The organism is Pantoea sp. BJ2, assembly GCF_040255075.1.
GTDB classification, from domain to species: Bacteria; Pseudomonadota; Gammaproteobacteria; order Enterobacterales; family Enterobacteriaceae; genus Pantoea; species Pantoea leporis.
In genome coordinates this window covers 51,535-65,551 of the sequence record NZ_CP158294.1, presented here as the reverse complement: position 1 = coordinate 65,551, position 14,017 = coordinate 51,535, and the positions used below count along the sequence as shown (strand labels likewise).

Annotated in this window: 4 protein-coding genes and 3 pseudogenes; 1 reads left to right on the top strand and 6 read right to left on the bottom strand. The window is 51.5% G+C overall.

Features of this window, described 5'->3' with window-relative positions; translation table 11 throughout:
* Positions 1-57: 57 nt before the first annotated feature.
* From AAF463_RS23655 to AAF463_RS23630, 6 genes and pseudogenes are all read right to left on the bottom strand, one after another.
* Positions 58-4,491, bottom strand: a complete 4,434-nt coding sequence (locus tag AAF463_RS23655) for an RHS repeat-associated core domain-containing protein (RefSeq protein WP_350262676.1) — start codon at positions 4,489-4,491, stop codon at positions 58-60.
* Entirely contained in the window at positions 4,488-7,598 is a 3,111-nt protein-coding gene (locus tag AAF463_RS23650) for a hypothetical protein (protein WP_350262675.1), read from the bottom strand. Before AAF463_RS23650 ends, AAF463_RS23655 begins: the two co-directional genes overlap by 4 nt.
* Before the next feature lie 529 nt (positions 7,599-8,127).
* On the bottom strand, positions 8,128-8,283 hold the full coding sequence (locus AAF463_RS23645) for a transposase (protein ID WP_350262782.1): 156 nt from the start codon (positions 8,281-8,283) through the stop codon (positions 8,128-8,130).
* Positions 8,284-10,136: 1,853 nt separating this feature from the next.
* Positions 10,137-10,847 carry a type III secretion protein SopE2 gene (locus AAF463_RS23640; protein WP_350262674.1) on the bottom strand — a complete coding sequence of 237 codons (711 nt, stop codon included), beginning with the start codon at positions 10,845-10,847 and terminating at the stop codon, positions 10,137-10,139.
* A gap of 692 nt (positions 10,848-11,539) precedes the next feature.
* Positions 11,540-12,685, bottom strand: a pseudogene (locus AAF463_RS23635) (IS3 family transposase).
* Between the two features lie 239 nt (positions 12,686-12,924).
* A pseudogene (locus AAF463_RS23630) lies at positions 12,925-13,237 on the bottom strand (integrase core domain-containing protein); the annotation flags it as partial.
* A gap of 154 nt (positions 13,238-13,391) precedes the next feature.
* On the opposite strand from AAF463_RS23630, the pseudogene AAF463_RS23625 reads away from it, so the two are divergent.
* A pseudogene (locus AAF463_RS23625) lies at positions 13,392-13,939 on the top strand (TIM barrel protein); the annotation flags it as partial.
* Positions 13,940-14,017 lie beyond the last annotated feature (78 nt).

Below are 14,017 nucleotides of genomic sequence, written 5' to 3'. Positions count from 1 at the left end.
TTAATGGTGTTATAATGAACATATAAGAACCAGTCAATGCAATGTCACAATTTGTGTTCAGGCTTGTGGGTTAAAATGCACTACGGTATTTGCTCCTCTTACAGGCTCTCCGAATGTCATAGGTGAACCTGCTTTATTGATAAACCGCTGAAGACTTGTGTCATAAAACGCTTTATTCATATTTCTGTTTATGGTTTCTAATGTCATACCTGCCATATTCTGGCTAATCATCTGACCTACTGTGTCACTACCCAATGTGACATACGCCTTGTTCTTATATCCAATCACAGGCAGGCCGGTCTTGGTCGAAATCTGCTGTGCGAGCGAGTTAGATGCTCCATTAGCTGAATAGCAAACCCTTAGCTCAATTGCACTAAACTGCGATAAGCTCTTCACTTCAGTTGTTAATTTGGCAATAAAGTCAGCTGCGTTGTAGACCTCTGAATCGGAAAGAACGACACCAATGCCCTGTGGGGTGTTATATTTTCTTGCATTCGGACTGCTGCTGACCAAATCTCCATGAGCCAGAACCACAAGGTTTTTCCGCAGGCCATCGAGACTTTTTTCTTCCAGGAGATATAAGCCGTGCTCAACCGCTCTGAAATTATTTTGCGCACCGGCCATTGCCTGTACATTCAATAAAGGAAGATTCCCTCTATTTTTTAAGGTGATTTTTGCGCCATAAAGTTTGATTTGCGCCCGCAGGCTTCTAAGTCTCTCAAGCCCTTTGCTCCCGAGCCGCGTTGCACCTTTCGCCAGTCCGTGTCCGGCCCACGCGAACCCCAGTCCCATAGACGCCCACCCCAGCTTCTCGGCCAGCGCAGGGTTGCTCTCGCTCAACACATAGGAGGTCATCGATAGTCCGAGTGACGCCGCTTCCGCCGTTCTAAGAAGCGCGGACGTAACCGCCCCCACCCCCGTCATTGGCATCAGGAGCCCGCCAACCGCTGAAAGAATATCTCCCGTAAACTCCATTTTCGCCGCGAGCTCAGGTTCACCCTGCCGCATCGCCATTCCCACACCCTTCGCGCCAATACCAATCAATCCCACAATGCCCGGCAGAATTGCCGCCAGTGCGCCCCCACTCATTACCATGGCGACCACGAAGGCCAGGGCTCCCGCGCCCAGCAGCACCCATTCCCACCAAGCAGCAGCCTTCGGTGACGGTAGCGTGGTCTCCGATATCCACTGGTCCAGCGTCGCCAGTTGTTCACGCACCGCAAACCGGTTCAGCATTACGTGACCCGACGGGTCATGCCAGTTCACCGGGTCACGGTAAGCGCAGTAAGCTCTGTCGTTCAGCCCTCCCGCCCCAAAGGGGCTCAGGCCGTCCGGCTGACAGAACGTCCGCTCGCAAGGATCGTAGGCGCGGTAACCTCCACCCATGTGGTATAGCCCTGCCGCATCCGCGTTCATCCTGTTCCAGCCCAACCCTGATGCCATTGAATCCAGACTGTGCTTTGCCGACTCCCCCCACGGCGTAAACGCCGCGCTGCGATAGTGCCAGTCCCCTCTTTCATCCACCCACCACTCATCGCCGCCACATGTTCCCGGCGCCGCCAGCGTGAAGTACAGCATCTCTGCCGAGACCGTCTCTCCCTCCTTCCCGCTCAGCACCTGACACACCGTCACCAGACCGGCTTCTGTATCGTCAATGCGGCGTGATACCGGCTGGCCCTGCGAATCCAGGCACATCTCTGCGTCACCTGTCAGAATGCGCGTTGTCATGCTCGCCGCGTCCCAGGTTGCCGTCAGTGCACCGTTTGCATCGTAGTCGTAGCGGGTGAGCAGGATCCCCCCCTCACCAGCCGAGGCAAGTTGCCCCTCTGCAGTGTACGTAAAATAACGGGGTCCTGAAGCCATCAGATTGCCCGCCATATCGTAGCTGAGCGCGTGTGAAGTGGTGGCACCACTGGACGTCACTCGCTCTTGCGTGCGCCTTGATGGCTGGTCCGCGTCGCCATATGCATACGTGCGGGTCTCTGTCTGTTCGTCAGCGAAGCGGGTGGAGCAGCCGGTCATATTGCCCAGAGTATCGTACGTGTAAGCCTGCAGCCGGATGGCTCGTCCGTCGCGGTCACAAACTTCGTCAGTGCCGGGGATCTGAACAGAAACCGCCCAGTTAATTAGCTCGTCGCGCAGGCCGCTCTCCTGCGTTTCATAGGTAAAGGTTTCAGTACGCGTAAGTACATCGCCCCGATAAAGCGCAGCGGTCCGAAGCTGACCCTGTGACGTCCACGCCTGCTCCCAGCGCACCATTTCTTTAACGCCAGTAGTATCACCCAGGCTATAGCGGCGCTCCGTCTCGTTGCCAGCGAAATCATAACGGTAGTCGGCTACCAGGCAATGACCCGTGCGAAGGTCTCTCACTGCAGCCTGAGCGCACTGCCCCTCAGGCGTCCATTGATACCGGTATTCAAGTTCTCCCCTCCGTACTCGCTGCGGCATGCCCTGCGGCGTGGGCCGTCCGGCAGATGGAACACCGGACGTGCTACGGCCTGACGTGACCCGTCCGCGCAGGGAGGCCATGCCCTGGGCCCTGGCTGTTATGCCCGCGACTATCCTGTCAAGGCGGTACTCGCCCAGCAGTGCTGGCGTCAGGCTTTCGTTAACCACCTCGAGCTGCTGGTCCTTTCCGGCCAGCCGAACATTACGCAGCACCAGCGTTGCAGGGTTAATGCGAAACGTAGCGAGCGCCGATTTTTCCTTATCTTTTTCCCTGTATACAGTCAGAGTATGGTCTTTCTCATCCTCCAGAGCGTAAAGGGTGGTACCATCTGCTCTAATCCGCCCTTTTTCCGTATACCACTCCGTAGCGCCTTTTCCGCGCGTCAGCGAGGCGACACCGTCGCCGCTGGGTAGCGTGCGACTACCCAGCGGGAGTGGTTTGCCCTTTGCGCCCTGCTTCAGAGTGATGCCAGTCGGCACATCACAGAGCCCTTCGTACGCCCAGGTCACCACGCGCCCATCTGGCGCAGTGACCGTGGTACGCCTTCCGAGGTCATCATAGGTCAGGGCCCAGTCACGCTCTTTCCATTTTCGGGTCTCTTCACCCTTACTGATCATCACGGTCTCCACCGACTCGGTCAGCTTCACGAGACGCCCGCGGCTGTCTGTTTCCTGGCGGGTCCTCGCCTGCAGCATCCCCGGCTTTGACTGTCCTGAATTTTCGGGCTCGCCCGCACGCGACTCGCTTTCGAACCGCACCCGCCCGTCCGGCAGGTTGGTTTGCGTGGTCACTGTGCTCCCGGTTACGGTACCGTCCATACGCCCCTGCAGCCGCGTTACGGTCAGCGCCCCGGTCAGCTTATCCACGCTCTGTGTGACCCGACTATTTTCTGCCTGCCAGAACCAGCTTTCCGCTTTGTGGGGTGGTCGCACCGCATCAATAATTCGCTCACAAAGGCCACCCGGCAGGTAGTCAAACACATGTGACCCGGCTACGGTGCCGTCGGCACCGTAAGCTACTCGCTCAATACACACCCGGTTACTGTCCGCGTGGTCATCTCCTGGCACCCGTTGCAGCCAGCGGCTCAGCGGACGCTGGTGCCCATCGTAGCGGACGTACAGCCAGCGCCCGTCCTCAGATTGTTCTCGCTCCCAGATACCATAAGGCATCGCCTCTCGCACCGGCGCGACCAATGCTGGTGCGAGAGGCGTCAACGTAGCCATGTTGCCGCTCAGAAATGCATCCTCATTCCACTCGTACGCCGTGCGCAAAACCTCGCGGCCATCAAAGTCATACGTAAACACGACAAAGCTGACCGGATAGCCGTCGCCATCCATTTGCGCTTCGCGCAGCAAGATGCCACTGAAAGATGACGTCACCTGCTGCTTTAAGATGGCTTTGCTGCCCGAGGGCAACGTCGCAGTGAGCGTGGTCAGCCAGCCAGCATCGGAATCCAGCGGGCTCAGGACTTCCTCAGTGGCCTGCATCAAACGGTGCCCGTCGTACCAGCAAATCTTTTCCCGCCGGGTATAAACCGAGCCAGCACGGCGCACCACAGATTCCCGGGTTAAGGTGATTAGGGGTTTTCTGCCCGCCGCAGTTACCATCCTCCGCCCTGCTTCTTTGTAAAAGTTCACGCCCTCAATTGTCAGCAGTACTTTGTCTTCAGTGTTGCCTTTCGCCCCTCCGTAGCCGAAAAGCGTCAGCTCGCCCTCAGTGAAGGTGCCGTCAGCCAGCCTAAGGTACTGTAACCGGGCCTGAAGCCGCGGTGCCTCCGTTTTTGCCAGCGTCGGGCAAACGTCAAACCCCGCGTCTTTCAGCGCGCTGTCGTCAGGCAGCGTCAGCCCCCCAGTAAGCGTCAGCGTATCCGGGATTGCCACGGTGCGCTCCCCAGCCGGTTCACCTGGCAGATACCATTGGGTCAGCGTCACCATGCCGTCGGGTGCCTTGACGCTGATGAGGTTCCCCTGGGCGTCATAGGCGAAGTCCGTCTGCTCCGCAGAGATCTCATCTGTCAGGTCATACATGGTGGTGCCTGTCATTTTTCACCTCTGGTTTGCAGTGCGGGCGAGTTTGGCATTACGGTAACGCGCGTGGCCAGGCTTTGCAGACGCGGGGCCGCTTTAGCGTTCACTGTGTGCGTATAATAGCTCCTCGTAGTACTTCCCGTGCCGTCCGCGCGGGTTTCGGAAACGCTGACAGGCCTAGGGCCTGCGGCGGAGTACTCCCATTCACGTACCGTGACCGTGCCGTCAGAGGCAGTATGAATGGAGGTTCTCGTTCCGCCCGGCCCTGGTATCAGGCTGACGTCTCCGCGCCAGCGCCAGAACTCCTTCATCGCAGCCCCCTCACCGCCTGGCAGAAACATTCGGGCCATCACTGCCGGCACAACCCACGTCCCGTCATCCGCCACCAGCCCGCTGCGCCAGGTAATGAACTCGCGCTCGCCGTCCTCTCCGATCACACAATCAAGCAACCGGTCAAACAACGGGTCGTTACAATAGCCGAAGCGGACCTGCTTCCCTTCACGCCCTCCCACGGGGCGGCGGGTCACCGTCCTCAGAAGGCAGTCCTCGATCTCCAGACGCACCTCATACGCTTCAGAGGTATCCGGCCAGACTGTAAACACAGAGGCGTATCTCCCTTTAGCGACCGGGCTGCTGTGGGTTGCGGTCAGTAACACCCGTTCACCATCACTCACTGAAAGCAGTCGTACATGGCCCTTCATGCCGTCCCAACTGAGTGTCAGTGTGGCACCATCCTCGCGACCAATGCTGACCGGCACAAGGACCACTGCGCGGGTTTTGTAAAGTTCTATTTCGCGCTCGTTAGCGGCTATCTGCGAGCCGTAGTGTTTTGCGCGACGCAGGGCCTCCTCTTTTTTGTGTGATGGCGACCAGCTTCCGTCGGACCAGGTAACGTCCCCCGCCTCCTTAGCAATGTTATCCTGCATCGCCTTTAATGTTCTGAGATTGGCATTTAGAGCAGTCAGCCTCTTCTCAACGGACAATTTGAAGTCCTCTCCCGCCTCCTCGGCTCCGCCGGGCTGGCCAAGTGTGACCACTTCACCGTCGGGGAGCCGCACGGTGAGCGTGCTGAGCACGCTGAATTTAATGTTATCTTTTAACAGCTCGCCGCTCAGCATCATGTCCCCAAGCGTCAGGCTTTCTCCTCTGCCCAGCGCGGCCATATTATCTTCAGTTAGCGTAAAGGTCCGGCCACTAAGGTGCCTGAAACGACGCAGGCGGTTGTCGAAGGAAGTGCGGCGAAAGGCCCAGCCGTCTCCGAGAGCACTCTCATTGGCACGGGTGGCGGCGTAATGCAGGGAGAGATCAAGCCGCACGCGGGGGTCAGTTCGCGACTGCAGCACCACCAGCGGATAGTGGGCGTGGTAGAGACCGGTAAGAGGATCTACACCGCTTTCAGTTTCACCAGAGGTGTCAAAAACCTCGGAGCCGAGGGTAAAAGCGGCATCCTCACAGAGCGTGCTGGAGACCTTACTGAGAGGGGTACGCAGGCGGTTATACCCGTCTGACTGAACAGGCAGCGCGTGAGAAACGCGCTGGCGCGACACCACTGTAATGCCAAAGGGCAGCGCGGTCTCGCCGTCTGGCGCAAAAACGCCGAGCCCGGCAAGAGGAGGAAGGCAATAGATATTGACATTGCCCCCCAGTTGCCAGAAGCGCTCAGCATCGCTTAATAAGCGTACATTGACGCCAGCATATTTGTCTGGGGCATCAGCGTTTATTAAATTCCAAAGCGGCAGATACTGCGGGTTATCATCACCATACCTGATATAACACCCTGCAGTCGTTTGACGAAGTGAGGTGTTTATTTTAGGTATGTTCTCAATGAGTGCAGAGGAGCTGATAGTTTGCTTGTATCTGAAAAGGCCTAAGGGATTCAAACGATCGTAGTAGTCATCGTTAACGGTATATCTTTCATCCACATAACCGAATAATCCAGATAATTCGTCCCTATTGGTCAATAATGCCTGAAAAACCTCAGCATCCGGACGTTTTTGATCCCACGAAATGGCATAGCGTTTTCCTGTAATGCTCAGAAAAGGAATTAACGTCTCTAACGGTTCTGATTCCAGAACATCCCCAATCCCTGTGAAGAAATATCCCCGTTCTGAGTTCTGAACCTTCATTTTACAACAGACAGCATAGTGGATTGGACTTTGCGGATCAGGAAGATCAATGAGTGGTGTGTTTATGCCATCATCCTGTTCCTGAGGGACATTTTCAACCCTGCTAAATTCGTCAGCGACGAACGCCGGGAGGTATAGCCTGCTGCCCAGGTTGATTGCGTGCTGCCCTGCACGCTTACGGTAGTGCGCCGGGTCATCCAGTTTTTGCTCATCACGTTTAAGCGCTCCATGCGGGTCCGCAAGGGGCACAGCGTTATCTTCCGCATCAAGCGGTTCAAACGGATCAAGCGTAATGTCCAGTCCGGCAAGCTGAGGTACGAGAACTCGGCTGCCCGCGGCTGCTGGCACTGGCGTCAGGCCATTTTCCCCGCGCCCGCCGGCCCGCACGAAGTCACTGCGGCGGTTAATACTGGTGCAGAATTCCTCCTGCCAGCTTTCACCGGCAAGCGTAATATCGAGCGTTTCGCACACCCGCTGCGTTGTGCGATCCCGAACCTGCAGCCAGAGGGTCTGACCGGCGTTCATGTTCACATCCGGCAGCACCAGGACCGGCTGAAGGTTACCCGTGAAAGGGGCCGTGCAGACGATGCGCGACCTCCCGCCCCAGCACCAGAGGCGCACCACACCCGCCTGAGGCCCCTCATGGAACACGTCATCACTGTCAAGATAGCCTGCCCGAAGCCAGGGCTTTACCGTATCATTATCGTTAATCTGAGCGGCTAAAGCCGAAAGCCAGTTGTCCTTCTGGCGGTTATTTACACCTGCTATGAATGTCAAACCACAAAGCACAGAGCCATCTTGCTCGCTGATAACAGCGACCGACACACGCTCTCCCTCATTGAGATCGCGCTCTGCGCTGAACCAGTAAGGACTGTTCCAGATACATTCCCAGGCACCAATGACTGCTGGCTCAAACCGGCTCATATCTGGCAGCAGATAAGTATCGCCTGCCGCCTCCTTATTACGCAGAGTGCTGCTGGCTGTGTCTGGGCTCATAACATTCTCCTGGCTCCGTTGTTGATTTTTTTATCGAGGCAAAAAGCAGGGGTACACCGCATCGGCGAAAAACGCGCCAATACGGTCATAAATGCACCATTTTTATGCTAGCGCAAAGTCACGATGATGAAGCAGCAGCAACGCTGGATTTCAGAATAATCGCAGAGTAATTTTCATCAAAAGCAGGCGGTTAGAACGCTCTAAGACCTGAAAGAATTTATGCATTTTTGAAGCGTAAGTATCCAGTCTTAGACTTAGGCATGACCCGGGAGATATCAGTGGATCCTCACGGCCAGCTCGTTAAGTAGCGCAGCCAGCAACTTGAGAGAGAGCTCCTCTGGCATCATTCTGGCGTGATGAATCACAACTATGCGTTTCACTCCATTCCGATCGCTTATTATGGCTTTGACCGATACGATAACTTTCAGGATAGTTGTCGTATTACTAAGCCAGCCGCCAGTTTATGATCGGCATCGTCCATTTCGCCGCCGCCGCATCCTTTGCCAGCCAGATCGCCTTTCTCACAGATCTATCCCCCGGGAACACATTTCGTTTTGAACGCCTGTCTGAACACGCTGTTCAGTGATTCGATGGGATTTGTCGTGTAAATCCTACGTTGGATATCTTCCGGATAAGCAAATGACGTGCTCAGATTCACCCGGTTAGCTCGCCTGCTTTTACTGATTTGTGGATTACGGTCATCGCAGGATTTAGCGATCGCATCCAGCGCCGCATGACCGCGCTCTTACATCGGCGCGTCAAATTGACTCAAGGTCTCGGGTAAAGGCTTTATAGTCTTTCCACATGACGTATCTCAGGCTGTAGCGGAATATAAAACTACACGCGTGTCTGTCGCATTATTTTTGCGCGAATCAGGCCGTGAGAAGTCATGTCAAAAACGTTTTCAGCAGCCTTATTTCGAGGATATTATTCAAGTTAGTAATCGAATTAATTAAGCTACGCGGCGTTCCTTTCCGGGGTTCAGCTATACGGTACCTACCGGAGCCCAGTTTCACGTTGATCATGACAAGTGTCCGGGGTGTTTTTGACGTGCAGATTCATATATAGCCTGACGCTACGCCTGGATGGTCCTGGCATTGGTGCTTTTTCCAGCGTAACGCATATTATTACGGTGTGACGGTGACCGGACATATACGCTACTCCATCTAAAGCAGCTATAACGCGCGTCGGTGCTGCGCAGGATATAACTTTAAAGGGCATATCCATTACGCAGATCATATTGAACATAAGCTCTCATTCACCCGACAGGTTCGTTTGTTTAGCATCGATGAGGTTTCACATGCGGGAATTTATGGCTACCATTTTTCCCTGCCTGACACATGATTTATTGTAAATTGCCTTGGAGGCCATGAATCTGGCTATCCGTCGCAAAACGGCTTCGGAGAGTAATTCTGGCAAAGTGATTGTGCGCAGCAAGGTGAACGCCCCATCCAGGGGCCAGGCTTCAGGCATGCGAGAGTTTCAGGATGAATGTAATAGTGTAAACAAACTAAGACCTGTCGTTGAATCGCATACTGCTTCTTAACTTTGGTTTGAAACTCGTCACAGGCATAAAACTGGCACGCAGGTATGAATTTTTAATGTGACAGCGTCACTTTTAATTTTGGTCAGACAATATAGGTAATATTGAAAACTATTAACTCGTATGAGATGAGATGAGATGAGATGAGATGAGATGAAATGATAATATTAGCAGTCGTGTTAATGGCCTGTGCAGTTGTTAGAACATTGCTGCGACGAGCACTTCAACCTGCAATGTACTTATGCTGCCGACTAAATTGTATCTGCTTCACTCCGGATGTGGACACAGCAGTTCCATGGCAGCCGGTGACCGGGTTGTTCTGATATCGGTTAATCGGCGATAACTACCTTGACTATTCACTTTTACGAGCTCTGAAATCTTTTAACCCAACATCGTCCTGCTTCTGCTTCAATTCTGCGTCTGGCTGCACATACCCTGCTCCTGCCTTAGTTCTGGAACTCTTTTCCAGTCCTTTCTTTCAGATAGATTTATCCGGGTCACGACCATAAGACTCAGTTTTCCGGGGAAAAAAGGCAGCTGATCAGACTGTTTTTACAAAAACACAAGCACCAGTCAGGTCTAAAAAAAGCTAGCGAAGGGGGGCTTCTTTATTGTTGTTCGCCAGTAAGGGACGCCTTTTTCACTTTATCTTAATCACAATAAATATAGTTAATTTAATCACATAAGTGAATAAGCTCATTGAATTTAGCCAGTATGCAACGATTTGGTTATGATGTTACGTTTAATGTGCAGACTACATTTGGGTCAGGACTTTACGCACTGAATTCCGAAACAGGGGTTAACTGACAGCATCTTTGAGCCGTTAAAACATCATCGCCCTGATCAGGGGTCCTGAATGCATATTCAACGACCTTACTGAGTCGCTGAAGAGCATATTCAGGCTGCTTAAGATATAGCCAAGGAGACTGTAGCTGTAAGCTGCCTGATAATTTGTTCAGTTTCATCAGGGAAGTTGAATGATGATTTGGGTGTCATTAAAGTGATATATATCGACTTGCAATTTCATCCAGCACCAAACCAAAATCAACAGGCGTGATCAGCCCTAATTTCTTGCATATTTCACCCACTTCAGATGAAATTTTTTTTTCCGCATATTGCTTAAAGGATGCCTGTTGGTTTTTATTTAAAAAAACACGAGGAAATTTTTGCTGTGCAGATGAAATAACTGAGGTTACAAAAGGATTTGCACCCGCTCCGGAAGGAATAAATACATCATGATTATTTTTTTGCCCTGCAAGCCCCGCCTTCTGTGCTGCGTTTCCAGCTTCTTTGATGAAGCCTGAAATATCTATCCCTCTTGAAATCATTTCTTTGCAAAAGTAGTCCTTCTTGTTGCTATAGACTGACGCGAGTATGGCATCACATGTCTGTCGGGCATATGTATGATCTTCGTCCGCAGTTAGTGTGATTTTTAAATCTGTTAGCTTCTGAGAGATAAAATCCCTGACGACTTTTGAGTCGATTACTTTAGCATTGATGTTATTGTAAAAAGATTTAGCACGATCAATATCATTATTGCACGCTGTTTTTTCGTGAAATAACTCTCTGACGCTAAAGCTTCTGTTTACTATTTTTTTCATCTTATCAAAGAAAGTAGTGTTATTGCTCTTTGTTTTATCACACGTTGCTTTCAGTTCGATGTCAATTCGGACGGTTTTTTGATTCGATGATGATGATATAGCCATAATTACCCTCCACTTATATTTACTATACATATATAATAAATAACGAGCAGGGTATTTCAAAAAGCGCTTAATCTCATAATTACTGCGGAAGAATAGATCACATTCTCATTACAATATAAAGAGTTTCAAAGCCTGAACCGCTCATTACTTTGTAAAACTCGAATATTTATACTGAAGTGGGTAATAAAATCAGTGGAAACAGCATAATCCTTTTTAACTTCCTCATGAAAAAGGCTTTAACTACTGTTACTTACTTAAAGGGGCTAAACACTGTCATTACAAGTTATCTGAAAGTTTTTTCTAACCGAATAATTAAGAAAAAAGAATCCGGATGATGCTATCATTTTCTTTTTAGCCTAACAGAAATCCTCACTATCAGTCACTTTTCCGGAAAATCCTCTCCAGGGCGCATAATTAACGTTACGATATACTGTATTCCGAATCATCGCTCATTGAAAATAGTGGGCTTATCAATAGTTTTTTAAACCTGCAGTGAAACAATCCTAATCGCTCCCTTTTATCACTAAGTATAAAAATACCCTAAATGATGGTCTTCCCGGTCAGTGAACCTCCCTCTGAGCCTGGTAACTACCGCTGCGTGAAGTTAATGTGTTCCCCGGAACGGAATTAATAACATAAATATAATTATAATTACTTCGCATTATGCTCATGGTTGAATCGCCACGGATAATCTAGACACTTCTGAGCCGTTGATAATATAGGTTTTCATATTCAGCCGGTGACATCTGCTCGCTCGAACCATGTCGACGCTTACTGTTATAAAACATTTCGATCTAATCAAAAGTATCGCTTCTGGCTTCGTCTCTCGTTCCGTAGATCTTTTTCTTAATCCGTTCGCGTTTCAGTAGCTGGAAAAAGCTTTCCACAACCGCGTTGTCATGGCAGTTACCGCGACGACTCATGCTGCCTTCCAGACCATGTGATTTCAGGAACGACTGCCACTCATGGTTCGTGTACTGACTGCCCTGATAAGAGTGAACCAGTATCTGTTTTGAGTATTACGCCTCCACACCGCCATAAGTAATGCGTTCAGGACAATCTCTTTAGTCATGCGGGGTTGCATTGACCAGCCAATAACTTTTCGGGAGAACAGGTCAACCACCACGGCCAGATACAGCCAGCCTTCGTGGGTTCGGATGTAGTTTATGTCTGTCACCTAACGCTCATCCGGTGAGTCCGGATTGAACTGCCGCTGGAGCCTGTTGGGTGCCACGATGCAGGCTTCGCCTATACGTGCCCGTGGGCTACGGTACCCAACCTGAGCCTTTATTCCGGCACGCTTCATCAGCCGCCAGACCCGGTTCACTCCGCACTGCTGTCCGGTATCACGCAGATCGAGATGGATCTTGCGATAATCATAGACGCAGCCAGACTCATGCCAGAACTGTTTAATCTGTCCGGTCAGCATCTGGTCTGTCTGGTGACGCTGTGAATGTGGCTGCTGAAGTCAGAAATAAAATACACCTGGAAGGACATCCAGAACCCGACAAAGCAAACGAACAGGCCAGCAACGGCTGTTGTCGCGGATAAAGGCGTACCTCAGTCGGACAGCTTTGCGAAATATCCCGCGGTTTTTTTAATATGTCCCTTTCGTCGGTGACCCGCTTCAACTCTTTCTGAAGACGGCGGATCTCGGCCTGAGCATCTGACTGTTCATTTTTAGTGGAAGAATCCGGACCGTACTTCTTTATCCAGACGTAAAGACTGTGAGTGGTGATATCGAGACGTGTTGCAACACTGGAAACAGAATGACCACGATCAACAACCTGTTTGGCTGCTTACATTTTAAACTCTTCTGGATAACGCTTACCGCTCATAGGCACCTCTATTTAAACATCTTAAATGACTATGATGTGTCGGTTAAACCCGTGGCGATTCATTGTACCTTTTATTCTTACCCTTGTGAGGGTTAATGTTGTTTGTATTAGGATAAGATTTAGCTATTCGATTAAGAGTAATCCTAACTTAGCCAAACTCTCCGCCCAACCTGATAGATGATCAGTGGTAAGCGGGTGGATTTGACCCTATATATCCAGACGCATTTTCTCTTTTGCGGTTACGATAATTTCCTGCGTATAAATTCCCGCAGCGAACGATATCCCAGCGCGCTGTGCGGATGATGTTCATTGTAATGGCTGAACGCCACTGCCAGATTGATCAACGCCATCTGGCTGTCCGGTTTTGGCATGATGCTGATGTAATCCCGTTTTATCGTCTTCACGAAGCGCTCTGCTATGCCGTTGCTCACCGGACTGCGCACTCCTGTCGTGCAGGGTGCCAGCCCCCAGCATCCGGGCGAACGCCCGCGTTTCATGTGCCCTGTAGGCCGAACCGTTGTCCGTCAGCCATTCCAGATGCTCTGACGGCAGATGCTGTCACCAACGGTGCAAAAGTGGGTCTTCCGCAACTTAGGTGGAGTTGTTTAAGCCAGAGGGCTCATGACTCGTCGTCGCAGTAACTCGAAGCCAGCTCGACCGTACATCTGCCGTTTCAGCATTTTTAGGCGGTTTACATGGCCTTCCACAGTCGATTGAAGTCGCTAATCGCCTCGGCTGCTCGTCGCTGAACCTGCACGGAACCGGGCTGAACAACATTGGACTGCCCGTGAAACCCGTTGAAGTTGTAACCGGTGCGATGTGGCTGAAGGCAAAAGAAACGCTGGATGCGCTTGCTGCATTGGGCGAAAAGGCGGGTAAAGTTTTCACGCTGTAAAAAACCTGAATACTGCTGTTGACCATCCGGGCACACCTTTCGCGAAAGCGGAAGATACCCTGGCGCTGGTTGCCGCGGTAAAAAGCCCATACCTGAAAATGAACCTGGATATTTATCACGCACAGATCGGTGAAGGTAATCTGGTTGAATTGATTCGGAAAAGTAACAAGCACATTGGTGAAATCCAGGTTGCTGACGTGCCTGGTCGTAAAGAACCGGGTACTGGTGAGATTAACTACAAAGCTGTTGCCCGCGCTCTTCAGGGCATCAACTACCATGGCGTAGTCGCGCTTGAAGGTTGGGCATCTGGTGATTCGGTGGTAGCACTGGAAGCTTTCCGCGAAGCGTTCACCCTGTAATATCTGACGTTACTCAGAACCTCTGAGAACATATTTAGCATCGCTTCTCAGATCATGGAAAGCGGTGCTTTTTATTTT

Bases quoted from the DNA above. Each gene is read 5' to 3' on its own strand.
- AAF463_RS23655 (WP_350262676.1), bottom strand. From the start codon at position 4,491: ATGACAGGCACCACCATGTATGACCTGACAGATGAGATCTCTGCGGAG.
- AAF463_RS23640 (WP_350262674.1), bottom strand. From the start codon at position 10,847: ATGGCTATATCATCATCATCGAATCAAAAAACCGTCCGAATTGACATC.
- AAF463_RS23650 (WP_350262675.1), bottom strand. From the start codon at position 7,598: ATGAGCCCAGACACAGCCAGCAGCACTCTGCGTAATAAGGAGGCGGCA.